This is a genomic window from Aeromonas sp. 603079, from assembly GCF_049172135.1.
Classification (GTDB): domain Bacteria; phylum Pseudomonadota; class Gammaproteobacteria; order Enterobacterales; family Aeromonadaceae; genus Aeromonas; species Aeromonas veronii.
Genome location: NZ_JAAKPX010000026.1, coordinates 1 through 24,041, shown reverse-complemented (window position 1 = coordinate 24,041; position 24,041 = coordinate 1). Strand labels below are relative to the sequence as shown.

At 56.3% G+C, this 24,041-nt stretch carries 27 protein-coding genes; 23 read left to right on the top strand and 4 right to left on the bottom strand.

Going from position 1 to position 24,041, the window contains the following annotated elements; translation table 11 throughout:
- Positions 1–22 precede the first annotated feature (22 nt).
- Both G5287_RS17795 and G5287_RS17790 read right to left on the bottom strand, forming a co-directional pair.
- Positions 23–1,171: a DGQHR domain-containing protein gene (locus tag G5287_RS17795; protein ID WP_421231647.1), complete on the bottom strand. Its 1,149-nt coding sequence runs from the start codon at positions 1,169–1,171 to the stop codon at positions 23–25.
- Positions 1,168–1,698, bottom strand: coding sequence for a hypothetical protein (locus G5287_RS17790; protein WP_421231646.1), 531 nt, complete (start codon positions 1,696–1,698; stop codon positions 1,168–1,170). The genes G5287_RS17795 and G5287_RS17790 overlap by 4 nt, the downstream gene beginning before the upstream one ends.
- A gap of 278 nt (positions 1,699–1,976) precedes the next feature.
- Here G5287_RS17790 and G5287_RS17785 point away from each other — a divergent pair, with 278 nt between their 5' ends.
- The 20 genes from G5287_RS17785 (at position 1,977) to G5287_RS17690 (ending at position 15,983) form a co-directional block, all read left to right on the top strand.
- Positions 1,977–2,552, top strand: a complete 576-nt coding sequence (locus G5287_RS17785) for a glycoside hydrolase family 108 protein (RefSeq protein WP_421231645.1) — start codon at positions 1,977–1,979, stop codon at positions 2,550–2,552.
- Positions 2,549–2,866: a hypothetical protein gene (locus G5287_RS17780; protein WP_139461460.1), complete on the top strand. Its 318-nt coding sequence runs from the start codon at positions 2,549–2,551 to the stop codon at positions 2,864–2,866. The genes G5287_RS17785 and G5287_RS17780 overlap by 4 nt, the downstream gene beginning before the upstream one ends.
- Entirely contained in the window at positions 2,859–3,080 is a 222-nt protein-coding gene (locus G5287_RS17775) for a hypothetical protein (RefSeq protein WP_005353373.1), read from the top strand. The genes G5287_RS17780 and G5287_RS17775 overlap by 8 nt, the downstream gene beginning before the upstream one ends.
- 21 nt (positions 3,081–3,101) lie before the next feature.
- On the top strand, positions 3,102–3,329 hold the full coding sequence (locus G5287_RS17770; protein ID WP_080559465.1) for a TraR/DksA C4-type zinc finger protein: 228 nt from the start codon (positions 3,102–3,104) through the stop codon (positions 3,327–3,329).
- On the top strand, positions 3,310–3,624 hold the full coding sequence (locus G5287_RS17765) for a DUF2730 family protein (RefSeq protein ID WP_005345918.1): 315 nt from the start codon (positions 3,310–3,312) through the stop codon (positions 3,622–3,624). The genes G5287_RS17770 and G5287_RS17765 overlap by 20 nt, the downstream gene beginning before the upstream one ends.
- Positions 3,621–3,917 (top strand): hypothetical protein, encoded by a 297-nt coding sequence (locus tag G5287_RS17760; RefSeq protein ID WP_106843603.1) that lies wholly within the window; start codon positions 3,621–3,623, stop codon positions 3,915–3,917. Before G5287_RS17765 ends, G5287_RS17760 begins: the two co-directional genes overlap by 4 nt.
- 14 nt (positions 3,918–3,931) lie before the next feature.
- Positions 3,932–4,507 (top strand): DUF3486 family protein, encoded by a 576-nt coding sequence (locus G5287_RS17755; protein WP_013723698.1) that lies wholly within the window; start codon positions 3,932–3,934, stop codon positions 4,505–4,507.
- A complete protein-coding gene (locus G5287_RS17750; RefSeq protein WP_421231644.1) occupies positions 4,507–6,066 on the top strand; it encodes a terminase large subunit domain-containing protein in 1,560 nt (519 codons plus the stop codon). Before G5287_RS17755 ends, G5287_RS17750 begins: the two co-directional genes overlap by 1 nt.
- Positions 6,066–7,649 (top strand): DUF935 domain-containing protein, encoded by a 1,584-nt coding sequence (locus G5287_RS17745; protein ID WP_421231643.1) that lies wholly within the window; start codon positions 6,066–6,068, stop codon positions 7,647–7,649. Before G5287_RS17750 ends, G5287_RS17745 begins: the two co-directional genes overlap by 1 nt.
- A complete protein-coding gene (locus G5287_RS17740) occupies positions 7,649–9,136 on the top strand; it encodes a phage minor head protein (RefSeq protein WP_421231642.1) in 1,488 nt (495 codons plus the stop codon). Before G5287_RS17745 ends, G5287_RS17740 begins: the two co-directional genes overlap by 1 nt.
- Positions 9,137–9,168: 32 nt before the next feature.
- Positions 9,169–9,372 (top strand): hypothetical protein, encoded by a 204-nt coding sequence (locus G5287_RS17735; RefSeq protein WP_421231641.1) that lies wholly within the window; start codon positions 9,169–9,171, stop codon positions 9,370–9,372.
- A complete protein-coding gene (locus G5287_RS17730) occupies positions 9,372–9,818 on the top strand; it encodes a phage virion morphogenesis protein (protein ID WP_421231640.1) in 447 nt (148 codons plus the stop codon). Before G5287_RS17735 ends, G5287_RS17730 begins: the two co-directional genes overlap by 1 nt.
- Positions 9,819–9,970: 152 nt before the next feature.
- A complete protein-coding gene (locus G5287_RS17725; RefSeq protein ID WP_421191624.1) occupies positions 9,971–11,038 on the top strand; it encodes a hypothetical protein in 1,068 nt (355 codons plus the stop codon).
- Between the two features lie 31 nt (positions 11,039–11,069).
- Positions 11,070–11,588, top strand: coding sequence for a hypothetical protein (locus tag G5287_RS17720; RefSeq protein ID WP_421231639.1), 519 nt, complete (start codon positions 11,070–11,072; stop codon positions 11,586–11,588).
- A gap of 31 nt (positions 11,589–11,619) precedes the next feature.
- A complete protein-coding gene (locus tag G5287_RS17715; RefSeq protein ID WP_421231638.1) occupies positions 11,620–12,840 on the top strand; it encodes a phage protease in 1,221 nt (406 codons plus the stop codon).
- A gap of 80 nt (positions 12,841–12,920) precedes the next feature.
- Positions 12,921–13,829, top strand: a complete 909-nt coding sequence (locus G5287_RS17710; protein ID WP_040069229.1) for a Mu-like prophage major head subunit gpT family protein — start codon at positions 12,921–12,923, stop codon at positions 13,827–13,829.
- Between the two features lie 70 nt (positions 13,830–13,899).
- Positions 13,900–14,379, top strand: coding sequence for a Rho termination factor N-terminal domain-containing protein (locus G5287_RS17705; protein WP_421231637.1), 480 nt, complete (start codon positions 13,900–13,902; stop codon positions 14,377–14,379).
- Position 14,380: 1 nt separating this feature from the next.
- On the top strand, positions 14,381–14,794 hold the full coding sequence (locus G5287_RS17700; RefSeq protein WP_421231636.1) for a gp436 family protein: 414 nt from the start codon (positions 14,381–14,383) through the stop codon (positions 14,792–14,794).
- Positions 14,791–15,237 carry a phage tail terminator protein gene (locus tag G5287_RS17695; protein ID WP_288729065.1) on the top strand — a complete coding sequence of 149 codons (447 nt, stop codon included), beginning with the start codon at positions 14,791–14,793 and terminating at the stop codon, positions 15,235–15,237. Before G5287_RS17700 ends, G5287_RS17695 begins: the two co-directional genes overlap by 4 nt.
- On the top strand, positions 15,234–15,983 hold the full coding sequence (locus G5287_RS17690; RefSeq protein ID WP_421231635.1) for a hypothetical protein: 750 nt from the start codon (positions 15,234–15,236) through the stop codon (positions 15,981–15,983). Before G5287_RS17695 ends, G5287_RS17690 begins: the two co-directional genes overlap by 4 nt.
- 69 nt (positions 15,984–16,052) lie before the next feature.
- On the opposite strand, the gene G5287_RS17685 is transcribed toward G5287_RS17690, so the two are convergent.
- Both G5287_RS17685 and G5287_RS17680 read right to left on the bottom strand, forming a co-directional pair.
- Positions 16,053–17,054, bottom strand: a complete 1,002-nt coding sequence (locus G5287_RS17685; protein WP_421231634.1) for a DUF4917 family protein — start codon at positions 17,052–17,054, stop codon at positions 16,053–16,055.
- Between the two features lie 84 nt (positions 17,055–17,138).
- A complete protein-coding gene (locus G5287_RS17680; protein ID WP_421231633.1) occupies positions 17,139–18,062 on the bottom strand; it encodes a hypothetical protein in 924 nt (307 codons plus the stop codon).
- Between the two features lie 162 nt (positions 18,063–18,224).
- Here G5287_RS17680 and G5287_RS17675 point away from each other — a divergent pair, with 162 nt between their 5' ends.
- The 3 genes from G5287_RS17675 to G5287_RS17665 form a co-directional block, all read left to right on the top strand.
- The gene (locus tag G5287_RS17675) at positions 18,225–21,068 is read left to right on the top strand and encodes a tape measure protein (RefSeq protein WP_421231632.1); all 2,844 of its coding nucleotides are present in this window, start codon (positions 18,225–18,227) and stop codon (positions 21,066–21,068) included.
- Positions 21,065–21,433 (top strand): hypothetical protein, encoded by a 369-nt coding sequence (locus G5287_RS17670; RefSeq protein WP_421231631.1) that lies wholly within the window; start codon positions 21,065–21,067, stop codon positions 21,431–21,433. The genes G5287_RS17675 and G5287_RS17670 overlap by 4 nt, the downstream gene beginning before the upstream one ends.
- The coding region (locus G5287_RS17665) for a curculin (mannose-binding) lectin protein (protein WP_421231630.1) at positions 21,430–24,041 on the top strand (2,612 nt) is incomplete at its 3' end. The genes G5287_RS17670 and G5287_RS17665, both read left to right, overlap by 4 nt.

Sequence of the window (24,041 nt, the reverse complement as noted above, 5' to 3'; positions counted from 1 at the left end):
ACTTACTACTAGCCACTACAAATTATTCAGTTAGTGCCTTTATCATCTGATGTAATTTTTTGGCAGATGGTTTGAGAATGGTTTTTCTATCTGGAGACCACAGGTTTTTAGAGAATATACTCCCATCCAAAAAGAGATCTTTCTCACTTATCTTTAATACTGCGTCGTGAACGTCAAACCCTTCAGACAATAGCTTTATAATAGCATCAATATAAATCTCCCATCCTATTGGACGATAAAGAAGATGATTGGCAGCATCTTGACCTCTATATTTTATAACAATCGCTGATGGATCTTCATGCAAGAATATTTCGCGTAGCTGCGAGATCCCATGGAAAGAGTGTTTGTAGATTTCGGTAGCCAGTCTGTATAATTCGGCCTCCGTAGTAATATCGATTTTTGTATCTGACACTTTTCCTACTGTACAGCCAAGGTGATATGCACAGATTTTTTCAACACAGTCAAATATATTGCCGATAGTTGTGACGTTACGATGATCTCTGAGGCTTCCAACAGTAAAAGATATATAGTTTTCTCGTAAGAAGTCAGTGTTTTCTACAAGATATCTAGTAATACAAGCGCAGATGTCATCTTCATCGAGAGCTATTATTGACTCTCTAGAAACTAGTTTTGCTTTTTTATTTAGTGTGGTAAATAATCTTCGTGAACGTTTGATCCCATCAGCGGTATTTCTATGAGAGATAAAGATAACAGGTAGTTGTTCCAACCCCATTGGCTCATTATCTATCACAGCTTTTTTTATTCCGGATAAACGATGCTGACCATCAAGAGCAAATATTTTTTCATCTTTTGATAGAGATAAGTACCCCAAGCATTCCTTGGCATAATCTGGCATTTCTAAATTAGCTGCTTCATCATTATTAGGTTCAATTTTGTCGAATCCATGCCATTTAGGATCACCATCATATATTGCAACAACAAGAGAGTTAAAGAAACGCTCTTGGTTGCTTTTTAGATAATCAGCTATTTCTATTGCTCTCTCATCATCCAGATTACGTTGTATCATCTGAGATAATTGTTTATTTGTGTGAAGCTCTTTAGCAAACCGTATTAGAGATGCAATATCTTTAAGCTGCATTAGACATGTATACGTTACCCATGATCCAATGGTGCCACGTAAGCATGGAATAACTAATCGTGAGTTAGTCATATGTTGACACCTCTTCGAATTGGTCTGAGTTCAGCGTGGAAATCATTCGTATTATATGGTGGCATGAAAATACCAGTTAAAATTTCTTCTATGTCACCTGTCGAAGTGCCATTTGCTACGCATGCATAATGATATGTGAGGTGACCGTCCCATAATTTTAACATGCTATGGATGGTTGCTCTTGTCATATGATTTCTCTCGCGTAGATAATCTCTGAAACGCCTTGAAATTGTATTGTTAGTACCAATGTCTCCAGCTTTTCCAACATATAGAATGTAGGAGTTAGATGGGAGGTTGGCATGTCTGAAATTAACAGAGAATGCATACACACCTTGTTGCCTTGGTAGCTCTGGCGCTTCATCTGTGAACTCGAAAGACTGCCAATCTAAAACTGGTAAATGCTGGGCTGTAACAAATAGGCCTGGGTAAAGGATAAAATTTTTCTTATACTGTGACAACATTGCTTCTCGCAATGCGTGTTGGTCCATTTGTGCAATTTGTGCATCTAATATGTCTAAAATTTCCACAAAAAACCCCGTGATTTTTATAACTGATAAATATTGCCAGCAAACTCATACAGGAGCAATCATTGCAGTTGGGGTGTTTGTTCACTGAACTTTGTTATTTAAGGGATATGAGCATTCTGAATGTTGCATTTTTGCTTTCTATTTGGTTTGTCGTGAGGCTGCCTTCTTGTGGCCATGATGATGTAATGAAGCAATGCTTTTGTACTAACCCACCATAAACCCCAGCCATAGAGGCCCCTCGGTACGCTGCTGATAACGCAGTTCACCGAGGGGCCTTTATGTTATCACTCGCTCTTAAATGGCTGCTTCGTCCCGATGTGGAAGGGGGCGAAGTCAACCATCCCGCCGACCGTGGTGGTCATACCAAGTACGGCATCGCTGATGCTGCCGATGGCAAGAAGGACGGCATGGCCGACCTCGATCGGGATGGGGTACCCGATATTGCTATCGGTGATCTGACTCCCGCCCATACCGAGCCCTTTTATCTCCAGAGCTACTGGGTGCCCGCCCGCTGTGACCTGATTGCCAGTCTAAGCCCGGCCCTCTCTATCGCCGTGTTTGATGCAGCGGTGCATCACGGGCCGAAACGCGCCATCCAGCAGCTGCAGCAGGTCTTGGGCGTGATGGCAGATGGCCGCCTTGGCCCGGTGTCGATTGGCAGGCTCAAGCAGCAACTGGGCGCCAAGGGCGAGGGCCAGTTCCTGCTGGCGCTGATGATGCAGCGGGCCAGCTTCATGCTCGGCATTGTGCGCAAAGATCCGAGCCAGTGGGCCAATGTCGATGGCTGGATCAACCGGCTGCTGCGCCTGCAGAGCTACCTCCTTTCCGACGTGGTTGGCGAGGTGGTGGCATGAGCGTGCTGACTATCAAGCAACAGAAGGCGGCGGCCGCGATCCAGGCTGCGGGCTGCTTTGGCATCCCTGAGCTCAAAAACCCCCGTTATCTCGCTTGCTTCAAGGATGGGCGCAAAGCCCATCTCAAGGCCGCTTTGGCCAATCAGATCGCTGACCCGAAGGCGATCCCGCTCTACAGCCACCACCAGACCCGTCAATCCCTGTTTGAGAAAGGGTGGCGTTCGGTGACCGAACTGGATCGCCTGCGGGCCCGTGCCCGTCATTCCCAACCTCCGTTATTTCAACCCAAAAAGAAGGAAGTCCATCATGCCTGATTCCCTGTTACCTCAAGCGAAGTCTGCCTTCAAAAGCCGCACCGTGATCGGTGGTGTGATTGCCGTGGGGGCCGGTATTGCGGGCCTGTTCGGTGTGCCGGTCGATGCGGGTACCCAAGCCAGCTTGGCATCCACCCTGGTGGATCTGGCCAGTGCGGTGGGTGGCCTGCTCGCCATCTGGGGCCGCATCAAGGCGACCCATACCGTCCGTTAGTAGCCATACGAGAGAGGTCATGTGACAGACCATATAGACCGCGCCCAGCAGGCCGATGCCGATCGGACTGGGCGCATTATCGAAGCCCACCAGAACAGGGCAAGGCCACACGGCGATGGTATCTGCTGCGATTGTGACGAAGCCATCCCGCCTACCCGTCTTGCAGCCGAGCCTGGTGCCGAGCGCTGTATTGAGTGCCAGACCCTGTATGAGCGCAAGGAGGCGACCCGTGTGGGATTTCATCGTTAAGAACTGGGGCCCGCTCTATGCGTTGGCCAGCCTGGTGGGTCTGGTGGTCATCATCTTGCTCTCCAAAACCTACGCCAAGCGCGAAGACCTCACGGCCCTGGTGCAGAGAGTCCAGCGGGTGGAGCAGGTACTGGCTGATCTGCCGAGCGAGCGTGAGCTGCACAAGCTGCAGTTGGAGATAAGCGAATTGCGGGGGGAGTTGCGGGAGGTGAAGCCGGAGCTGCGCCAAGCCCGCCGCCTTGCCGATCTGCTGTTGGAAAATGAGCTTGCCGCCGTGCAGAAGGAGAAGCCATGAGCATTCAACAAATATTGGACGCCCAGCAGCGGCTGGTGATCCTGCGCTCCCTGCTGGATATCGGTGGTGCTGCCAACGAGTCAATCCTCAATGACTGCCTCGACCAGCTGGGTACCGGTCGGGTGACGCGGGATCGGGTGAAGACCCTGCTGGCCTGGCTGGAAGAGCAGGGGCTGGTACGCATCGAGCGACTGGCCACGGTGCAGGTAGCTCACCTGACCGGACGGGGGCAGGACGCGGCAGAGGGCCGGGCAACGGTACCCGGCGTCAAGAAGCCCAGGGCTGGGGATTAAGGGGAGGATTAAGCATGAGTGAGAAACCGACCCGAGGCCGTGCCAGCAAGGTATGGCTGCTGCCTGAGTCCATCCGCAATGCGCTCAACGAGATGCTGCGGGATAAGGGCAACAGTCAGGCCGCCATCCTGGATGAGATCAACGGCCTGATCGAGGAGGCTGGGTTGCCCGATGAGCTCAAGCTCTCCCGCTCCGGGTTAAGCCGTCATGCCAGCCAGGTTGAACAGGTCGGCCAGCATCTGCGGGATTTGCGTGAAACCACGGCCGCCTTGACCTCCCAGCTTGGCGACAAGCCGATGGGGGAGACCACCAAGCTCATTCTGGAGCTGGGTCGTTCCCAACTGTTCAAGGCGATGCTGGCTCAGGTGCAGAACCCGGAGGAGGCGGTGGATATCGACATGCTGAAAAACGCCATGCTGGCGGCCCAGCGGCTCGAATCGACCGCCATGCAGAGTCATAAGCGGGAGAAAGAGATCCGCCAGGCATTCGCCGAAGAGATCGCCGCCAAGACTGAAGCCATCGTGACTCAGGCGGGCTTGAGCGGTGAAGCCGCCGCCGAGATACGCCGCGAAATCCTGGGGATTGCCTGATGACCGCCATTGCTCAGACCCCTATCGCCCAACAGTTAGCCCAGACCCTGGGTACCGAATACAACCCCGACGAGGTGTTGCTGCCATACCAGCGCATCTGGATTGCCGACGAGAGCCCGCTCAAGATTGCCGAGAAGAGCCGCCGCACCGGTATCACCTGGGCGGAGGCGGCGGACGCTGCCCTGACGGCCTCCAAGACCAAAATGGCCGGGGGCTGCCACCACTTCTACGTGGGCAGCAACAAGGAGATGGCCCGCGAGTTTATCGATGCGGTGGCGATGTGGGCCAAGGCGTACAACAAGGCGGCCGGTGAGATCCAGGAGGAGGTGTTCACCGACGATGAGGATAAAGCGATCCTCACCTTCGTGGTCTATTTCGCCTCGGGCTTCAAGGTGCAGGCGCTCTCCAGCAACCCATCCAACCTGCGGGGGATGCAGGGCAATGTGACCATCGACGAGGCCGCATTCCACGACCGACTGGCCGAGGTGTTGAAGGCCGCCATGGCGCTGACCATGTGGGGCGCCAAGGTACGGTTGATCAGTACCCATAACGGCGTCGATAACCTGTTTAACCAGCTGATAAACGACAGCCGAGCGGGCCGTAAAGAGTATTCCATCCATACCATCAGCCTGGACGATGCCTGCCGCCAGGGGCTCTATCGTCGGATCTGCCAGGTCAAGGGCGGCCTTTGGACACAGGAAGCAGAGGACGCCTGGAAGGCGGGGCTGCTCAAGGCCACCGCCACCGAAGAGGATGCCCTTGAGGAGTATTTCTGCATACCCAAGCAGAGCAGCGGCGTCTATATCAAGCGCACCCTGATCGAGCGGGCGATGCAACCGGATATTCCCATCCTGCGCTTTACCGCCCCCAAAGACTTCGAGCTCTCGAGCGAGGAGACCCGCAAGGCGGTGGTGGATATCTGGTGCGAGGAGAACCTCAAGCCCTGTCTGGAAGCACTCGATCGCAGTTGTCGCCATGTGCTGGGGGAGGACTTCGCCCGCAAGGGGGATTTGTCGGTGTTCGCTCCGCTCTCCATCGCCACCAACTTGCGCAAACGGGTGCCCTTTGTGGTGGAGCTGGTCAATGCCCCCTATGAGAGCCAGCGCCAGATCCTGTTTTATTTGCTGATTGGGCTGCACCGTTTCACGGCGGCGGCCTTCGATGCTACCGGTAACGGCGGCTATCTGGCAGAGGCGGCCCGTTTGCGCTGGGGAGCCGGGATGATCGAGTGCGTGATGCTCAATGACCCCTGGTATCGGGAGTGGATGCCCAAGCTCAAAGCAGAGTTTGAGGATGGCAACCTGACCATCCCGCGCCATGCGGACGTGCAGGATGACTTGGGGAAAATCCAGGTCATCAACGGCATCCCCAAGATCGACAAGGGCAAGAACACTGGCCAAGGGGGCCAGCAGCGCCACGGTGACTTTGCGGTGGCCTTGGCCATGGCGGTGCGGGCCAGCTGGATGGAGGGGGGCGCTATCGAGTTCACCCCGCTGCCCAACAAGCGCGATGAAGCAAGGGGCGATAACCATCATTCGTTCGAGAGAGGGGCCTGGTAATGGGTAGGATCATCGATATCAACGGCAATCCCCTGCGGCTTGAAAAGGAGCCGCAGACCGAGAACTCGGCGGCGCTTGCCCAGTTGCGCCGTCACTACAGTGAACACCCCACGGTGGGGCTCACCCCGAGCAGGGCGGCTGCCGCATTGAAGGAGGCAGAACAGGGCAACCTGATCGCCCAGTGCGAACTGGCCGAAGACATGGAGGAGAAAGACGCCCACCTGCAGAGTGAACTCGGCAAACGTCGCCGCGCGCTGTTGGGGGTGAGCTGGACAATCGAACCGCCCCGCAACGCTACCCCGGCGGAGAAGCGTGACAGCGAGATGATCCGCGAGCTGATTGAGGATTTTACCTGGTTTGATGATGCCATCTTTGACGCCACCGATGCGGTACTCAAGGGTTTTTGTGCCCAGGAGTTTTGCGGCTGGGAGCTAGTGGAGGGGTTGCAGCTTCCCAAGGGCATCATCTGGCGTGATCCCGCCTGGTTTCAGACCAACCCGGACGATCGCAACCAGCTACGGCTGCGTGATAACAGCCATGAAGGGGTTGCCCTCAACCCCTTTGGCTGGCTGCTGCACAAGGCCAAGTCCAAATCGGGATATCTGGCCCGCACCGGCCTTGTCCGTACCCTGATCTGGCCGTTTCTGTTCAAGAACTACAGCGTGCGGGATCTGGCGGAGTTTCTGGAGATCTACGGCCTGCCGGTGCGCCTTGGCAAATACCCGGAAGGAGCAACCGAGAAAGAGAAGGCAACCCTGCTGCAGGCGGTGCTCTCCATCGGTCATAACGCCGGGGGCATTATCCCGCGCGGGATGGAGATTGAGTTCCAGAACGCCGCCAGCGGTCAGGCAGATCCATTTGTGGTGATGATGGATTGGTGCGAGCGCTCCATGAGCAAGGCCATTCTGGGGGGCACCTTGACCTCGCAGGCCGATGGCAAGAGCTCGACCAATGCTCTGGGTAATGTCCATAACGAGGTGCGCCAGGAGGTACGGGATGCTGATCTCCGCCAGCTGGCCGCCACCCTGACCCGCGATCTGGTCTATCCCCTCTATGCCCTGAACGGCAAGAGCTATCAGGGCCCCCGCCGCAGCCCCCGGCTGGAGTTTGATGTGACCGAGCCGGAGGATATGCAGCAACTGGCAGGGCCGCTGCGCACGCTGGTCTCTATCGGCATGAAGATCCCGACCCAGTGGGTCTATGACAAGTTGCAGATCCCGGTGCCCACCGCTCAGGAAGAGGTATTGGCCATTCAGGATAATCGGGGGGCTACAGGGGAGGCGGAGCTCAAGGCGCGGTTGCCCCGTCAGGGACTGGCGACCCTGGCTGCGTATAAAGCCGTGCAGGGAGATAACAACGATGCCCAGTTGGCCAGGCTGCAAGCCGAGGCCGCCCCTCTGCTGGCAGGAATGACCGATGCTGTCCAGACGCTGGTGATGCAGGCCACTACCCTGGAAGAGATCCGGGATGGCTTGTTGGCACTGGAACCTGAGCTCAGCCATGACGAGCTGGGGGCATTGATGGCACAAGCCATCGCCGCCAGCGAGCTGCTCGGCATGCTTGAGATGGAGGAGGGGCGCTGATGCCCGTTCGCTCTTCACCAGTCAGATATGGCTCCTTGCCTTTTGCCGAGGCGATCGCCTTCTTTCGCCAGAAGCTCGATATGCCGAGCGAACGCTGGGCCGATGTGTGGCGCGATGCCCATAACCGCGCCTTTATGGTGGCGGGGGCCACCAAGATGGATCTGCTGGCTGACCTGCGCGGGGCGGTAGACAAGGCTATCAGTGAAGGGCAATCCATCGGGGCCTTTCAGAAGGCGTTCAAGGAGATTGTGGCTCGCCACGGTTGGGAACATACCGGCCCGGCGTCCTGGCGTTCCCGCGTCATCTTCGAGACCAACCTGCGCCAGAGCTATAACGCCGGGCGTGAAGAGCAGATCCAGCGTATCAAGCACAAGCGTCCCTATGCGCTCTATCGTCATGGGGACTCCGAGCACCCCAGAGAGTTGCACCTCAAGTGGAACAACCTGGTGCTGCCGGTGGATCACCCCTGGTGGGAGACGCACAGCCCGAGCAATGGCTATGGCTGCAAGTGCAAGAAGTTCCTGCTCTCAGAGGCCGATCTCAAGCGGCGCGGCTTGGTGGTGGGCAAGGCCCCGGACGATGGCGAATATGAGTGGGTGGACAAGACAACCGGGGAGTTGCACCAGATCCCCAAAGGCATCGACCCCGGTTTTGATTATCGTCCCCAGACTCCGGCAGAGCTGACCAAGGCGGTTGCCAAGCGCGAAGCGGCCAAGCCTGCGTTGGCCGAGCGACTGCCAGAGCGGATAGTTGATAGTGCTTTCTCCAGCGTTAAAGGTGTCACTGCACAGGGGTTGAGTGATCTGCTGGCCAAGTTGCCAGCCCCCCAGCGCGAACCGTTGGCGGCGTTCCTCAAGGCGCATCCGGTCAAAACCCTGTTTATCAAGCAGACCGAAATGGGGAAGGGGGCGGCCGGGCTCAAGGTTGCCCCGGCTATTGCTGATTACCTGGGCAAAGATCCCTATCTGGTGCGCTCTTTTTACTATTCGCGCCGGGCCCGCAGGGTCAACGGCTTTACCGCAACCAGCTGGGATCATCTGGTTATCAAGGTAAAGGGAGGCGATACTTTAAAGGCAGTGGATATGCAGGTGGTACAAGCAGCGGCTGCCGACGTGCTGACAGATGCCTACGCTAATCGCGGCCCGCGCCAATTGCTGCCAAGAGGCGCCAGTGGTGAAGCCTTGCGCCGTCATTGGAGTGTGTCGGCCAATGTAGGCGATAAACTGGGGGAATCGGCCCAGCGGATCTCTACCTGGTTGCATGAGCTCGGCCACCAGGTTCACTTCTGGGCCGGGGAGCCCAATCTCACCGGTATCGGCCTGATTACTGAATATGCCGGAACCAATGGCAAAGAGATGGCTGCCGAGGCGTTTGCCGCCTGGGTGCTGGCGAGGGAATCCATGCTGGATCACTTTCCCGAACTGGCCAAGGGGGTGGAAGCCATGCTGGCCAAAGCTACTGCAGCCACTACCAAAGGCGGCCGCTAGCGGCCCCGGAGAGCAAAAAATAAAGGAACGACATGATGACCTTGCTGGAACAAGCCAGCGCCCTGCTGGCACAGGATGGCCCCTTTACCCTGGCGCAAGCCAAGGCGCTGGATGCTTTGTGTGAGCAAGCCCGTGGTGAAGAAGCTGACCTGATGGGGGATCTCTGGGAGGCCGCGATGGTTAACGCAGATGAGGAAGCGCTGCACTATATGACCATCTTTGAGGATGAGTTCTGATGGCCGGTAGCTTTATCACCATCAGCCACCACGGGGTGGCCGATGCCTTTGAGCTGCTGGCTAAGCTCTATCAGAAAACCGGTGACCTGAGCGAACCTCTGGCAGATATAGGGGAAGGGCTGCTGCTGTCGCACCGGGATCGCTGGGATGCCCAAGAGACCCCGGAAGGGGAGCCCTGGGCCCCGCTCTCGGAGAAGTACCGTGCCCGCAAGCCCCGCCATGCCGATGAGGTGCTGCGTCTGAACGATGATCTGCGCGATACCCTCGACTATCAGGTCGATCCCCAGACCCTCTACTTCGGTACGCCCATGGTATACGGTGCCGCCCACCAGTTCGGGCGCCCAGAGATCAACCTGCCAGAGCGCCGCGCTCTGGGGCTGTCAGAAGGGGATAAGCAGAGCGTGTTGGAGACGTTGGAGGGCTACCTAACGCCAAATCGCATGTGATGCGTTTTAGGACTATGGGCGTTCAGAGAGCAGTAAAGGGTAGGATTAGTTCGTGACGTGAGTCTAAGAGTGGTTTAAACATGTTTAAACACCAAGAAGTTGTATGCACGATGCGTTAGGATATGTGTCAGTCGAGATAATTCGGAATAACTATGCCTGCGCAACACCTAAACCTGAAAATGAAGCTACATGTCTACTCTATTGAGCGTTGGGGAATCTACGGAACAGAGAAGAATCAAGTAGACCCCAAGTGTTGCGGAGTGAGTGAAACATTAGAAGCTTTACATCAATGGGCAATTTTGAGTGGTGCTCCGTTGAGCGAGACAAAGACATATGATGCAAACCATCTTCTCTTGCCATCTTATACGTGGGGAATGAGTCAAGGACTTCACGGTGATTGGCTTGTATCTCTATGGAATGAGGTTGAAAACGATGATGGCCAAGTCCGGTATGCTCCTTCAACTCAGCCAGTTGGTGCCGCGCAAGCAAAGAGCCATAATCCGGGCTTAAACATGATTCCTGGTTTTCCGTCTCTTTTTTGGGTCTTGCCTAGGCTAAAAATTTTGATCGCAGTTGTTCCTGAAACACAAAGAAGCTCAGGAATAAGACAATTTGATGAATACATTCGTGGGTTTATTGGTTTTTTCTCTGAATATGTTATTCGAAATGTAAAGAATCCTCTCGAGAGGGATGGTTTCACTTCGACTAAAAAGCCCCAAGGGAAAGATGAGAGAATAGTCGATCCTAAATTGCATGTGTCTTACTATGTTCATATAAAAAGAAAACCAGGCCACTTTGACAAGATATTGGATTCTGCCTCTGACATTAGAAAAATAGTTAAAAAAGTTGACATGAAAACCATCGTAGGCCGCCCAAGGTTTGGAAAGGGGATCTATTACTTGGCTCGCCAGCTTGGCTTGCAAAATGAAAATGTTTCATCTTTGCCAAGAAAAACATTTAAGATCGAAATTCCAGTAACTCTTGATAGGGATGATGTTCAACAGGCTATCGATGAATACCTTCAAAATGATGGTAGCCCTGCATATGATGTCGGTTATGTCTTGGCGAACGAAGCAACGCCCATTTTCTTAAGTGGAAGTAGGCTTATCGAAGAATGTGAAATTTTGTATCCAATTAGAGCAGATGGGACTGCGGACCTTGCTGCGTTAATGGATGAGCTTCAGCTACAGCGTGAAGACGTAAAGAGATGGATTTTATGAACCTCTCATTCAGCCGAGTTAGGAGTTTATAATGTTAGTGCGCCACATAAAGAAAGCATTGTTGTTTCTTAGGTGCTTTTTTTTATTCCTAATTGGATTGCTGGCGTATCATGCATCCCCACTTATGGATAAATCGTCCATTTCTGGTCTTTTAGATGCATTACTTAGTGTGTCTAGTCTTCTATTTGCCGTGTTTGGTGCTTGGTTATCTTTATTGGCTAACAATATGTTATCTATTGTTAATTCAAATCAGTCAACTAGAGCAGATAGAGATAATGAAGTCGACAAGGCTGAGTTGTTGGTCGCACCCATGACTGCTGCTGCAGTCATGGTCGTAATCGGAATTGTTGCTAAGTTTTGTATTGTTTTCTCGCAAGCAATGAACGTTCCTCCAAGCACCATGTTTCTATTGAAAATGGAGCTTGTGTTTATTATGACCACATCAGCATTTTATCAAGTGTGGTACATCATTGGAGCAGTAAAAGTAGGTATTCAGTTTGTCTTATCGTTGGAGAGATTATCTTGCGATAAGTCCTCTGATAATAGGTAGTATTAACCTACCATAAACCCCATCCCCCTTCATGCCGCCGCACTATGGCGGCATGAACATATCCAAGATTCCATACTCAGCGCCCTTCGTGGCCATCCTCCAAGCCAACCCCGTCAGCGGGGAGCGGCTGGCGGTGCTCGATGCGCAGCTCACCCCTCAAGGCGATGGCTGGTACCAATTGCTGCCGGTCGGCCCGTTCAAGGCCCGTGATGGTCGCCCGTTCGATGTGGCGAGTGGCCACTGGCAACTGGACGGGCAAATCGCTGCTGCCCTGATTGCCCGAGCCAAAGCCCTTGGGCAAGACATCCTGATCGATTACGACCACCAGACCCTCAAGACTGACCAGAACGGCCAGCCAGCCCCTGCGGCCGGTTGGTACAACGCCGACGAAATTGAGTGGCGCGAAGGGCAGGGGCTCTTTATCAAGCCGCGCTGGACGGAGCGGGCTGCCGCCCTGGTGGCTGCCAAAGAGTATCGATTCCTGTCTGCCGTCTTTCCCTATGACGCCCAGGGCCGCCCGCTGGAACTGCGGATGACCGCCATTACCAATGACCCCGGTGTGGTAGGCATGCAGGCGCTTGCCGCTTTGAGTGCGTTACCCGCTTCAAGCCTTATGTCTACCCAACCCGGCCAGCTGGCCACCTCATCCCATGTTACACAACAGGAGAAATCCATGAACGAACACCTGATCGCGCTGCTCGGCAAACTCGGCATCCAGCCGAGTGCCGATGGCCAGTTTACCGCCGAGCAGGGGACTGCCGCTCTGGCTGCTCTGGATACCCTGCAGGCCATTGCCAAAAAGGCGCCGGAGCTGGAGGCAGCTCTCACTGCTGAGCGCACCTCGCTGGCCGCGCTCAAGGCGACCGTCGCCACAGGGCAGGGTGGCCAGATTGACCTGGCCAAGTATGTACCGGTGGAGACCTATAACGCCCTGGTGACGGAAGTCGCCACCTTGAGCGCCAAGGTCGAGACCACGGATGCCGCGACCTTGATCAAGGAAGCCCGTACCCAGGGCAAGGTGGTGGCAGCAGAAGAGGAGTATTTGACCGCCTATGCCGCCCAGAAAGGGGTGGCGGCCCTCAAGGCGTTGCTGGAGCCCCGTCTGGCGATTGCCGCCCTGGCCGCCAGCCAGACCACCCAGGTGACCCTGCCCGATCGAGCGGAGAATGCGGTGCTCTCGGCGGATGACAAGTATGCCGCCGATCAGCTCGGCATTTCCTATGAAGAGTTTGCCAAGGCAAAAGGCCGGTAGGTTCGATTAGCCGCGCAGCGGCGTAATCGGACGAACGCGACCGCCAGACCAACCTGTTTAACCAGAGAAGGAACACCCGTATGGCCATTGTTACTCCCGCGCTGTTGCAGGCCCTCTTCACCGGCTTCAAGAAGAACTTTGAAGACGCCAAGAGTGAAGCGCCTGCCCAGTACACCAAGATCGCCACCGTGATCAAATCGACCACCAAGTCCAACACCTATGGCTGGTTGGGCAAGTTCCCCAGTCTGCGCAAGTGGGTCGGTGATCGGGTGATCGAGTCGATGAAGGCGCACGGTTACCAGATCGTCAACGAAGACTTCGAGGCCACCGTGGCAGTCGATCGCAACGATATCGAGGATGACGAGCTGGGTATCTATGCCCCCCTGTTTCAAGAGATGGGCCTGGCGGCGGGGATCCACCCCGACGAGCTCTGCTTTGGTCTGCTCGGCGCTGGCTTCACCACGCCTTGCTATGACGGCCAGTATTTCTTCGACACCGATCACCCTGTCTATCCCAAGGCCGATGGCACCGGTACCCCTGTTCTGAGCGCCAACGTGGTGGTGGATGCCGGTTATCAGGGGGAGCCCTGGTTCCTGCTCGATACCAGCCGCGCCCTCAAGCCGGTCATCTTCCAGGATCGCAAGTCGCCGCAGCTGATTGCCATGACCAAGGTCGATGACGAGGCGGTATTCACCCGCAAGGAGTTCCGTTACGGGGTCGATTGCCGTGATGCCGCAGGCTTTGGCTTCTGGCAGCTGGCCTTTGCCAACAAGCGGGCGCTGACCCCCGACAACCTGTGGGATTCCTTCTCCAAAATGCGGGAGTTTCAAGCCGATGGCGGCCGCAAGCTCGGGGTGAAGGCCACTCTGCTGGTGGTACCGCCCTCCCTTGAGAAGCTGGCGACCCAGATGCTGGAGCGAGAGCTGGCAAACAGCAGCAGCAACGAGCTGAAAGGCAAGTTGGAGCTGGTGGTGGCTGACTACCTCTAACCCTGTGTTGTGGCTGTTTAACCCTCGGTTTAAACAGCCTCTCTATCAGATTCGACGAGGAAAACATGAGATGGAACAAGAGATGGAACTGGCTATTCGGGTCGGCATTACATCAATGGTTCGTCATAACTATTTCCGTGCGGGCCTGCCGATTGCACCGGGCAAGTCTGAGATGGTTGTGTCGCCTGAGCAGTGCGCGACCCTGGAGAGCGACCCGCGTCTGGTGGTCGTCCGGTTGGCTGAAAACACCAGCCTTCAGGCAGGTGATGCACCATCGGCGCCTGGGGATCTGGACGCAACACTGGGCGTCCTGACCGGTTCGGGCTATCTGGCCGGTGTTGCCACCCAGAATAGTGACGCCACCCAGGCTGGCAAGGTCACGCCGCTGGCCGAGATGAAGGTCGATGAGCTGCGCGAGCTGGCGCTGCAGATGGGTATCCCGGAGGCGGCCAAGCTCAAGAAGGCCGAACTGGTGACAGCGATCGCCGCGACCGAAGTGCAATACCCGGTCAAGGATGAGCAGTCATCTGGCCAGAACGGAGAGCAGTGATATGTATGCCAGCGTCAATGACATGGTGATCCGCTTTGGCGAGGCCGAGTTGCTGCGCCTGGCCATGACGCCGACCGGTGAGCTGGATCAGGCGGCCATCACCATCGCCCTGCAGGATGCAGGCGCCTTGATCGATGGCTATCTGGCGGGTCGCTATCCCTTGCCGCTGGCCCATATCCCGAGTGCCCTGGTACCTATCTGCGCCGATATCGCCCGTCACCGTCTCTATGGTGAACAGGCCCCGGAGCAGATAGCCAAGCGTAATGAGGCGGCCCTGGCCTTTCTGAAATCGGTTGGCAAGGGGGAGCTGGCGCTGGGGTTGGCATCCGATGGCGCCACCCTGGAGAGCCAGAATCTGGCTCAACTGCAGTCGGATGGGCGCGTCTTTGGCCGGGGAACTGGGGGCTTCCTATGAGCGGCCCCGCCTCGACCACCTCTGAGCTCGATTACCTGGCGGCGGGGGAGCGGCTGCGCGAGCTGCTGCTGCCCTTGAAAGGGCAGGGGCTCAAGGAGGTGTTTGTGGCCACCGACCTGGAGGCGGTGGCCAACCTGGGGCAGCACACCCCGGCCATTCATGTGATTTACCAGGGAGAGCGAGAGAACGAGACCAGCCAAAGCGGGCGGCAAAGCGCGTTTGACCAGGTTTGGCTGCTGGTGTTGGTGCATAGAGCCACCCCCAAGGAGGCCAGCGCCGGGGTGTGGTTGGGGCGCATGTTGCAGGCCGTGGCCGGTCGGGCCTGCGGAGACAGTACCTTTCGGCGTGAAACCGCACCGGTCAAGCCGAGTTACAAGGGTGGGGTGGTCTATCTGCCCCTTGCCTTCAAGACGACAGTGAAATTCAAGGGAGAACGGTCATGAGCGAAACACTGCACCTGGAAGGGGATCTCTATATCGAGACCTTCACCAACAACGTCTCGAACGGGGTGATCGGTCCGGTGGACGTCAACAGCCTGGAAGTCAAACCGGACAGCGAGAAGATCAGTATCCCGAGCAAGCGCAAGCACAAGCTGGGCCAGGCGCGGGAGAGCTACTTCGTGCCCAAGCCCGCCACGGTCAACATCAAGACCAGCGAGATCCCGCCGGTGCTGCTGGCCGCCGCCTTTATGGGGCTGGAGAGCCCCATCAATCAGGGGGCGGGGACGCTAACCGATCTGCCGGTGACCCTGCTGGCGCACCCCAAGTGGGTAAGCCTGGGCAAGACCAACCTCTCGGCCACCGGCCTGGTGGTGAAGGAGGGGGCCACCTCTTTGGTGCTCGGTACCGATTTTGAGATCAACTATGCCCTGGGGCTGCTGCGGGCCACCAAGGCGGGGGCGGTGGCAGATGGCGGCAGCTTGACGGTCAGCGGTACCTATAACGCGGTGACCGGTACCCGCATCGCGGGCAACATCCAGCCGGAGATCAAGGCGCGACTGCTGCTTGATGGCCGCAGTATCGTCAGTGGCGAGTCCATCAAATTGACGGTGCCCCGCGCCAGCCTGGCCCCCAAGAAGGCGGTGGACTTCCTCAGCGACAAGCCCATCGAGATCGAGCTGGAGGGGGAGTTGCTGGCCATGGATGGAGAAACCGCCCCCTTCTATGTAGATAGACCGGTGACGGTGTGACGGAGGTATGAAAACGGCGGGGCGGCCCGCCGTTCTTATAAAAAATATTTTCAGGGTATTGATTATGATTCAATTTTCATTAATAGGATTATTCCAACACCCAGGGCTTGCACTATCAAAAAAGACAATTTCCACATCATTACCAATAGAGTCTCTTATCATTTGATGAACTCTATTGCAAAATGCTTGATCTCCCTGGAAAACAGATATAGCAATTGTTCTGATTCTTCTAAGTCTTTTCAATATATGTTGATCATGTTCACCAAAGTTCCAGCCATAGATCACTAAATTATCGACAATGCTCGGGATGACTTCTCTATATACGGTGCTTAAGTAATGACTATTGTTTATCGATGATAGCTTTTGATTACTTAATCCCTCGCTGACAAAGATAGGTATGTAAGATGCACTTTCCCAAGCATTTAAAATTGAGGCTAATAAGTCATTGGTACGAACACTGAGTTTAAATTCATTTTCGATCTTATTTCTGGCAAGAACAAGGTTGCCATGAGGGTAAAAAACTAGTGAAACGTCTCTGTCATAATAATTTCGAGACTCTCTATAGCTGTTCCAATCGGCATCAAATTCAGAGTTTATCCAACAATCTTTAAATTTATGTCGGTCTTCAATTTCATTTCCATACATCATAACCCAATACAAGACTATATCATAATTTAAAGATAGGATTGTATTAAATTGCTTGGTGAATTTGTATGTGGATGGTAGATGTTCAATTATATCAGCATGCTGCGGGTGAATGTTTCTCACTGCATTAATTAAGCACTCTCTTACATGCAAGTATGCTTGATGTGTTTCTCTATCTTCTATTTCTAAAGCAGAATTTACGTTATTAGCTTGCCAAATCAATCGAAGTATTAATTCAAAATCATTTGTGTTGAAATACCGGAATAGCTTTCTTACGTTATCATCCATGAGACCATGTCTTTCTGCATGAATTTTAAGCGAGTCGTATGAAAAACTATCATTAATTGCGCGACTAGCCCCATTACCTAATAAAAGCGCCTCTGAAAAGTCATCTTTAATATCTAGCCATTGTTCAATTCTATGCATATTACAGCCTTGTTTTGAATAAAAATAAACCTACTATGTGCAACAGGTGATTTGCCATGTATCTATATGAATAATAGTTGAATTTTAATTTAAACCATAATACTTTAATAATGCTTCTTTTATAATATCTGTCGCAACTGATAGCCCCATTTTCCAAGTGCCTGATGCTGCCTTCTTAAGGTTGTCAACTAGCCAACCTTTAACCTCTGGTCCCATAGGCTCTATCTTGCTTTCTGGCTGTTCTAATGTCGCTAATCGAGCAAGCTCTAGCGCATCCTCTTCTGCCATACCTGAATTAGTTAGATAGTCTGCCAAGCTCTTTTCATTGTGTGGCACTACAGTTACTTGGATTGTCGCGCCGTTTCCAGTAGCTGCGATTGAGGTATAGTTGCCGTAGATGATTTGTTGGGCAATTTGAGTCGCAGCAGCTGCGTTTGGTGCAGATGGTAAAGCTGCGGGACCCAAGACTACGTTTACAACCTCTGGTACAGATTTTTCTAGTTCAAGGGTGAGTTCGAGAACGCGGCTGCGAACGGCATGACGAATTGAGGCAAGTGAAGAACGTGAAATTTTACCTGTGACTGAATTACATGCGTAGTCTGCATATACTTTCCCTTGTAGAAGTAAAATTAGGTTTGCAGCGTTGATTCCTAAATTACGACCATTCTCTGATGAAGAAAGTAAGTCATCGACTGCGGCTATACTTTCTCGCATTTCATATTTAACCCAATGTTTCCCAGCGAACTCTTCGATTAGAAAGGGTGAGATAGGAGCATTTTTAATCCCTGAGCCGAAAGGCCCAGAGAAGTTTGCCGTGTAGCTAACGGGAATCGTTCGATAATGTGGAACATCAGAGTCTTCTGGATAACCCTCAGACTCGTAACGCACCCATTCTGCGAGTGGCTGACTACCAATACGGGCCGCTAAGAGCCGAAGCTTGAGAAGTATAGGGCCAAGATCTGCATTGTCCTGGAGAACTGCAGATTGGATCTCATGAAGGAGACTCATGGATATTCCTCTTGTGATGCTGAGTGGGTAACGGACTGATTCTATAAAAATAATCACACGTTTTAGTGGATATATTGAAATGCGTCAGTAACCGCCCATAAACCAATCTATTGTGCCATACCTCCCACAATAGGGCATATCTGAATCTGATCGGAATGCCCCATGTCCACCTCTACCACCCTCAAACTTGCCCTGGAGCTGGCAGCCAAGGTCACTGGTCGGGAAGACCTGGCCGCCTTGGCGGGTGAGGTGCAGGAGCTGGGTCCGATCTCGGACGAGACGGCCGCTGAAACGGCGCAGTTGGCCGAGAGCCTTGAATCGTTAAGCCGTCAGCAAGCGCTGATCCAGCAGTTCAATGACTCCAAAGCTGCCCTGACCCAGCTCGAACTGGCGACAGTGCTCAGCCGTGACAAGCTGGAGCAGTTGCGCCGCGAGCAGCAAGCAGGCAGCGGTGACGCCAAGGCGTTGGCCGAACAAGAGCGGTTGCTGGCTTCCGAGGTCAAGCAACTGGAGCGCCAGCTGGTCGCTCAGTCAGCCAGTCATACCCGCCTGCATGCCGGGCTCAAGCAGTCCGGGCTCGATACCAAGAACCTTGCCCAGGAACAGCAGCGCCTGCAGCGTGAGCTGACCAAGAGTATCGCCCAGACCGAACGGCTGGGGCGCGAGCTTAGCCAGGGTAGTCAGCAGGCCGGTGGCTTGCAGGGGGCCATCGGCAGCCTGACTGGGCGTTTGGTAGCGCTGGCAGGTACCTGGTTCGGTATCCAGACCCTTACCACCCAACTGATGTCCATGTTCCAGACTGGCGACCAAGCCGAGCGCCTCGATGTGCAGCTCAAGGCGGTGATGGGGTCGATTGCCGGTGGCAAAGAGGCGTCAGCCTGGATCCAGGATTTTGCCAAGAACACCCCCCTGCAGCTTAGTGAAGTCACCCAGGTATTCGTGCGTCTCAAGGCGTTCGGCATCGACCCCATGGCGGGTGCCATGCAGGGGATTGTCGATCAAGCGTTCAAGTTGGGCGGCGGTTTTGAAGAGGTGCAGGGCATCTCTCTGGCCCTTGGCCAGGCTTGGGCCAAGCAGAAGCTGCAGGGGGAGGAGATCCTGCAGCTGATTGAGCGGGGCGTGCCGGTCTGGCAGATGCTGGAACAGGTGACCGGCAAGAATACCGCCGAGCTGCAGAAGCTCTCTGAGGCAGGCAAGCTGGGCCGCGAGACCATCTCTGCCCTGATGAACGAGATTGCCAGCCAATCGCGCGGTGCGGCTGCCGACAACATGAGTCTGCTCTCCGGGCTTATCTCCAATGCCCAGGACAACCTCGCCAAGTTTTACCGGATGGTGGCCGAGAACGGGGCGCTGGCCTGGCTCAAAAACCAGCTGGCCAACCTTAATGCCGAGTTTGAGGCGATGGCCAATGATGGTCGCCTGCAGGAGTGGGCGCAGCGCCTCTCCGATGGCTTTATCTCCATGGGGGAAACCCTCAAGTCGCTGATCCAGACCCTCTATGAGTGGCGCACCGCGCTGACCGTGTTGGCTCAGGCGTGGGTCGGCATGAAAATCGCGGGTTGGATTGGTGAGCTACGCAGCCTCTACGCCCAGTTTATTGCCATGCCTGTGGCGAGCGCGACAGCAGCAGGGGGTATGACGACAGCGGGCACGGCAGCAGCCGGAGCTGCCATTGGGGTCAGGGCACTGGGCGCTGCCGTCAAGGGGCTACTGGCCGCCGTGGCGGTCGAGTCCATCATCCAGATCACCCAGTTCGCCTCTGCCCTGCGCCAGCTGGTGCAGGCTGAGCTGGCGCTCCGGGAGGCGCAAGGGCTGCGCTCCGAGACTCAGGCCCGCCTCAATGGTCAGTTTGCCGCCCTGTCAGCCGAGCTGGGGTTTGCCATCACCAGCATGGTGGATCTCGATCGCCTGGTCGCCGAGGGCAAGGTGCATTACGACGATGCCACCGGAAGCTGGCGACAAGGCGCCGCAGCCGTTAAAGCGTTGGGGGATGAGGCCAAGAGTACCCGCGATTATCTGGCCGAGATCAATGCGGTGGCCAAGCAAACCGCCGCCGATGGCCCCGCCAAGTTGGCCAAGGCGTTTGAGGTGTTGGGGCTGGACTTCGAACGGGCCAATGGCCGTATCGGTGCGGGCTTTCAGAAGACCATCGGCGCCCTGGATGTATTGGTGGCGCACACGGGTGCCAGTAGTGCCGCCATCGAGGAGGCGCTGGCCACCGCCTACAACAGCGCCAAGACCACCGCCGAGATCGATGCGGTGATCGCGCGGCAAAAGCAACTGGCCGCCCAGGGCAAGATCACCGGGGATGCGCTGGCCCGCGCCATGGCCATCGCTGCCGATGCCATGGCCAAGGTGAAAGGGGGGAGCGGCGATACCAAGCAGGCCGTCGCGGCCATTGGTGATGGTTTTGACGAGGCTGCCGCTCGGGCCAAAGGGGCCACCGATGCGATGCGGGCAGGACTTAAAGGGGTACAGGATGAAGCCAAGCAGACCAATGCCAGCCTTGCCAGTAGCGGCGGGGGCGGTGGTCGAGGCGATATCACCCGCACCGTGAATGCCGGTTCTTTCTACTACAAGAGCGTGGATATCAATAGCCTGCGCGGCAATGCCGAGGGGCTGGCCAATACCCTGGCCGGGGTGGAGGAGGAGCTGGCCCGCTACAGCCAGAAGGTCAAGGATATTCCGGCCTACAGCGAGTGGAGCAAGTATTACGGCGAGAAGTTCCAAAAAGAGATGGAGGCGATGCAGGCCCGCCTCAAAGAGGAGCTCAACAAAGCATTGGCCAAAGAGAGTGCCAAAACCAATCAGGCCACCGCCCAGCAACCAGTCCCAACTGCAGAGCCATCTACCCCCAGCGCTAACACCCCAGGGACACGCAGGCCCTTGTCCGAGCGGATCACCATCGAGCTCAAAGGGACAGGGGGAACGGCCGAACTGCAGGCCGATGAGGCCAATGCGAATGCCCTGATTTCCCTTCTTAAACAGCAAGGACTTCGCCAATGAACGTGACCTTAAACAGCGTGCTGCTGCCAGATGATCTGGTCTGGCGCGACGAGTTCGAGTGGGCGCCGGTCGAGCAGGTGGTGACCCCGACCCTGAGCGGCGCCCTGTTGGTGGAGGAGACCGCCAAGCCCGAGGGACGGCCGCTGACCCTGAGTGGGCATTGCTCCCGCGCCAAGGTGCAGGAGCTCAAGGTGCTGGAGGCGCAGGTGGCCCGGCTGATGACTTTGACCCTGCTCGATGGCGTGGCCCGCACCGTGATGTGGCGCCGCCCTGGTGTGGTGGCCACGCCCTTGTACGAGTTGGCTGACCCAGACGGTGATCACCCTTACGCCCTGACCCTGAATCTGACTGAGGTAACCCCATGACCATTCTATCTGGCGATATCAAGCTGATGGCCAGCCAGCGGATGACGGACACCGAGGACGGTGGCGGGCGCATCACCGGCAAGGAGATCGTCAGCGGCGAACATAACTCAATGTTTCCCGATATCAGCGATCTGGATCGGGCCTATGGGGTGGTGAACCTGCGCAAGGTATTTCTGGCGGTGCAGACGGACGACACCGACACCTACTATGGCGCCAATGCCGCCGTTCTGCTGCCGCCCTACGATCCGAACGTGGGCCTTGCCCTGATGACCACCAAAGACCACCACGACACCCGCAACAACGCCCGCGATGTGGTGGAGCGCTATCTGGCGCGTGGCCCCAAGTGGCAGGGTTTTCTCTACGATACCCAACTGGAAGGGCAGCGGGCGATCCGCTTCTTCCAGCGGGTTGAGGCGCGATTGCCGGAGGTGGGTGAAACCCTGGTGATGGTCGGCAACGAGAACAAGGCCGGGGAGTTCGAGCAGTATGTGCGGGTGCTGGATGTAACCCAGAAGCTGACCAAGTTCCAGATCCCTAATGTACCTGAGTTCACCCGCAACGTGGTCACCTGCACCCTGGCGGATCCGCTGCGCTTCACCTTCGAGGGGGAGCAGCCGACCCCCTATGATGTGGTGACCAACCCCAAGACCGCCCTGCGTGAAACCGTGGTGGCGGATGCGGCCAATTACTTTGCATCTACCCGGATGGTGGAAGATGCCGCCTTCGGCTCGATGCAGGTACGGGCCAAGACCATCTTTACCCAGCTGGTGCCTGCGGCCCGCAGCGAGACCCCAGCGGTGGATCTGACCGCTGCCGGTGAGCTGGCCAGCCTGGTCGATTCTGGCCGTGGGCTGGTGAGCATCAACACCGCCGCCGTGATCGCCCCGAGCCGTGGCCTGTTCCTGGGCAGCGGGGCCAAGCCTGGCACCGTGACCATCACCATCGGCGCGGCCACCATCACCGACAAGGGGGGCGAGCTGGTTGTTGCCGGGTCGGTGGTCGGCTCCATCGACTATGGCCGTGGCCAGCTGGAGTTCAATGCCCAGTGCCCGAACTACGGCACCCAGAGCAAGACGGTCTCTTTCTGGCCAGCTGCCCGCCCTGCCCGTATCGCTGACACGGCGCGGATCGAGGTCAAGGCCAACAACCGGGGCTATGCCTACACCATCACCCTGCATCCGACACCGGCGCCTGGCACCACTACCGTCAGCTTTATGGCGCAAGGCAAATGGTATGACCTAAAAGACAACGGTCGCGGGGAGCTGCTAGGTGCTGACCGCTCTTATGGCTCTGGCACCATCAACCTGGCCACCGGGTCGGTGATGCTGACCCTGGGCGCCCTGCCGGATGTGGATACCTCCATCATGTTCAGCTGGGCCACCCCGGTGAACTACACCAACCGCAGCGGGCAGGCCATCAGCATCGGAAAAAGCGCCTGGCAGCTCCCCCACAAGGGGATCACCCCCAAAAGCGTGATCCTCACCTGGGGCGATGGCAAGCGGGCCACCGATGTGGCGGGGGACGGCAAGATAAGCGGCGATATCACCGGCATCATCAACTATGCCGAGGGGATCATCGATCTGGAGCACGTTACCTTGCCCGCCTTGGGTCAGGAGTACGCCGCCCAGTACCAGTACGGCGAGCCGGTGACCGAGCGCCATATCGAACCGGGGCGCCTCAATACCCCCGGCCAGGTGGGGCACCTCTCCATCACCCTGGACGGCAAGGACGGCGGCGGCGCCCACAACCTCACACCGGGATCGGTGCGGGTCAAGTTCAACGCCCTCTATCACAAGTTCGATGTGGACGATCAGGAGCTGGTGATCCAGACCCGCGATCCCATCATCACCCTGCGCGATGACGGGCTGGGCAAGCTGATCGATGCCAGCGGTGTGGTGCTGGGTGCCATCGACTATGCGGCGGGCACCCTGCACTTTATGCCGGATGGATCCAGCCCCCTGCCCAAGCCGAAATACGCCTGGGTGACCGTGGGCACCCGCTGGGAAGGCAACAACCAGATCGCGGTGCAGCGCTGGACGATGACCGGTATCGAGTACCACAACACCGCCTATACGTTCCCAGACGGCGAGCAGGGCTGGGTGGATGTGACCTACCGCAACAACAACAGCGCCGAGGCCCAGAATGCCACTCTGACCGCCCAGGCGCTGCGCATAGACGTTACCCCAGGCTTTGCCGAGGCGATTCTGGAGGGGTCGATGCGCTTCACCCTGGGCGGCTCTACCTACGTTGACCGGCAAGGGCTGCTCTACCGCGACCCGGATCCCTCAACCGGGGCAGGCATCCAGGCGGGCACCATCGACTACTCCAACGGGTTGGCGGTGCTGGCCGACTGGGCAGCCGGGCAACCGGCTCAGCCATCGCTCCAGAGTCTGGCCACTTCATTCAGTGCCCAGTCAGTGGATGCGGTGACGTTCCGCACCCCTGGCGCCCCCTTGGCACCGGGCAGCCTCTACATCAGCACCAACACCGCCAGCGGGCGCCGTATCGAGGCCACCGCAGACGGGGACGGGTTTTTCACCACCACCGACATGGATGGCAAGGTGAACTATCAGACCGGCATCGTTACCGTGCGCTTTGGCCGCAAGGT

Bases quoted from the DNA above. Each gene is read 5' to 3' on its own strand.
- G5287_RS17795 (WP_421231647.1), bottom strand. From the start codon at position 1,171: ATGACTAACTCACGATTAGTTATTCCATGCTTACGTGGCACCATTGGA.
- G5287_RS17785 (WP_421231645.1), top strand. From the start codon at position 1,977: ATGTTATCACTCGCTCTTAAATGGCTGCTTCGTCCCGATGTGGAAGGG.
- G5287_RS17780 (WP_139461460.1), top strand. From the start codon at position 2,549: ATGAGCGTGCTGACTATCAAGCAACAGAAGGCGGCGGCCGCGATCCAG.
- G5287_RS17775 (WP_005353373.1), top strand. From the start codon at position 2,859: ATGCCTGATTCCCTGTTACCTCAAGCGAAGTCTGCCTTCAAAAGCCGC.
- G5287_RS17760 (WP_106843603.1), top strand. From the start codon at position 3,621: ATGAGCATTCAACAAATATTGGACGCCCAGCAGCGGCTGGTGATCCTG.
- G5287_RS17755 (WP_013723698.1), top strand. From the start codon at position 3,932: ATGAGTGAGAAACCGACCCGAGGCCGTGCCAGCAAGGTATGGCTGCTG.
- G5287_RS17750 (WP_421231644.1), top strand. From the start codon at position 4,507: ATGACCGCCATTGCTCAGACCCCTATCGCCCAACAGTTAGCCCAGACC.
- G5287_RS17745 (WP_421231643.1), top strand. From the start codon at position 6,066: ATGGGTAGGATCATCGATATCAACGGCAATCCCCTGCGGCTTGAAAAG.
- G5287_RS17740 (WP_421231642.1), top strand. From the start codon at position 7,649: ATGCCCGTTCGCTCTTCACCAGTCAGATATGGCTCCTTGCCTTTTGCC.
- G5287_RS17735 (WP_421231641.1), top strand. From the start codon at position 9,169: ATGATGACCTTGCTGGAACAAGCCAGCGCCCTGCTGGCACAGGATGGC.
- G5287_RS17730 (WP_421231640.1), top strand. From the start codon at position 9,372: ATGGCCGGTAGCTTTATCACCATCAGCCACCACGGGGTGGCCGATGCC.
- G5287_RS17725 (WP_421191624.1), top strand. From the start codon at position 9,971: ATGCCTGCGCAACACCTAAACCTGAAAATGAAGCTACATGTCTACTCT.
- G5287_RS17720 (WP_421231639.1), top strand. From the start codon at position 11,070: ATGTTAGTGCGCCACATAAAGAAAGCATTGTTGTTTCTTAGGTGCTTT.
- G5287_RS17715 (WP_421231638.1), top strand. From the start codon at position 11,620: ATGCCGCCGCACTATGGCGGCATGAACATATCCAAGATTCCATACTCA.
- G5287_RS17710 (WP_040069229.1), top strand. From the start codon at position 12,921: ATGGCCATTGTTACTCCCGCGCTGTTGCAGGCCCTCTTCACCGGCTTC.
- G5287_RS17705 (WP_421231637.1), top strand. From the start codon at position 13,900: ATGGAACAAGAGATGGAACTGGCTATTCGGGTCGGCATTACATCAATG.
- G5287_RS17700 (WP_421231636.1), top strand. From the start codon at position 14,381: ATGTATGCCAGCGTCAATGACATGGTGATCCGCTTTGGCGAGGCCGAG.
- G5287_RS17695 (WP_288729065.1), top strand. From the start codon at position 14,791: ATGAGCGGCCCCGCCTCGACCACCTCTGAGCTCGATTACCTGGCGGCG.
- G5287_RS17690 (WP_421231635.1), top strand. From the start codon at position 15,234: ATGAGCGAAACACTGCACCTGGAAGGGGATCTCTATATCGAGACCTTC.
- G5287_RS17685 (WP_421231634.1), bottom strand. From the start codon at position 17,054: ATGCATAGAATTGAACAATGGCTAGATATTAAAGATGACTTTTCAGAG.
- G5287_RS17680 (WP_421231633.1), bottom strand. From the start codon at position 18,062: ATGAGTCTCCTTCATGAGATCCAATCTGCAGTTCTCCAGGACAATGCA.
- G5287_RS17675 (WP_421231632.1), top strand. From the start codon at position 18,225: ATGTCCACCTCTACCACCCTCAAACTTGCCCTGGAGCTGGCAGCCAAG.
- G5287_RS17670 (WP_421231631.1), top strand. From the start codon at position 21,065: ATGAACGTGACCTTAAACAGCGTGCTGCTGCCAGATGATCTGGTCTGG.